Consider the following 1,286-nt stretch of genomic DNA (forward strand, 5'->3'; position numbering starts at 1 on the left):
CATCGAGGAGACGACCCTGGCAGACGGCCGCGTGGGCTGGTGGGTCGGGGCCGCCGTGACCCTCGCGCGGCTGACTCCGCTGCTGGCGGAGCACTACCCGGCGTTCGAGCACCTGATGCACCGCTTCGCCTCCTCGCAGATCCGCAATCGCGCCACCCTGGGCGGCAACATCGCCAATGCCTCGCCCATCGGCGACACCCCGCCGGTGCTGCTGGCCCTTGAGGCGCGACTGCGCCTGGACGGCCCGCGGGGCGCCCGGGAGCTGCCCCTGGCGGAATTCTTCCTCGACTACAAGCAGACGGCGCTGGCCGAGGACGAGTTCATCGCCTCGGTCTTCCTGCCGCGACCGACCGCCGAGCAGAATCTCAAGGTCTGGAAGCTGTCCAAACGTCGGGAGGATGACATCTCCGCGGTGTTGGCCGCTTTCGCCTGGCGCCTGAAGGACGGCGTGATGCGCGACGTCCATCTGGCCTTCGGCGGCATGGCGGCAACGCCCAGGCGGGCAGCCGCCGCCGAGGCGGCCCTGGAGGGCCAGGCCCCGTCGTCTGCCACCTTCCAGGCCGCGCGACGGGCACTGTCCCAGGACTTCCAGCCCATGAGTGACGTGCGCGGCAGCGACCACTATCGCCGGCTCTGTGCCGCCAACCTGCTCGACCGTCTGCGTCTGGTGATGTGTCGTGAACACCAGGCACAGGCGAACCAGTCGACGCAGAACCAGTCGATGCACGACCTCGACCCGCAGGTGATGCTCCATGCGTACGCTTACTGACGTCTCATCCACCTCCGCCAGGGCCAGAGCGCAGCAGCAGGGACAGATCCAGGGGGATGGCCCCCTGGCCCGGGAGGTCGAGACGCCCTCGCCCCGCGGCATCGCGGGCCAGGCACAGACCCACGAGAGCGCGGTCAAGCATGTCACGGGGCGCGCCACCTATATCGACGATATCCGCGCGCCCGCCGATGCCCTGCATGTGGCGCTGGGGCTCTCGCCGGTGGCCCACGGCCGCCTGACCCGGCTCGACCTGGAGCGGGTACGCGCCATGCCCGGCGTGGTCGATGTGGTGTCGATCGCCGACGTGCCCGGCCAACCCGATATCGGCCCGGTCTTTCCCGGCGATCCGATCTTCGTCGAGGACGAGATAAGCTACGCCGGCCAGGTGCTGTTCGCCGTGGCAGCCGAGAGCCATCGCGCCGCCCGGGAAGCTGTCAGGGAGGCGATCATCGAGATCGACGAGTGGCCTGCCAGCCTCGATCCGGTGGCCGCCACCGAGCGCGGCGAGTTCGTGCGC

At 70.0% G+C, this 1,286-nt stretch carries 1 protein-coding gene and 1 pseudogene; both read left to right on the top strand.

What is annotated here, in order from left to right:
* Window positions 1-769, top strand: a 769-nt coding sequence (locus ACESMD_RS10690) for an FAD binding domain-containing protein (RefSeq protein ID WP_372612988.1), incomplete at its 5' end; no start/stop codon positions are given.
* Window positions 753-1,286 (top strand): annotated as a pseudogene (locus ACESMD_RS10695) (xanthine dehydrogenase molybdopterin binding subunit); the annotation flags it as partial. The gene ACESMD_RS10690 and the pseudogene ACESMD_RS10695, both read left to right, overlap by 17 nt.

Source organism: Halomonas sp. (assembly GCF_041689495.1).
Classification (GTDB): Bacteria; Pseudomonadota; Gammaproteobacteria; order Pseudomonadales; family Halomonadaceae; genus Halomonas.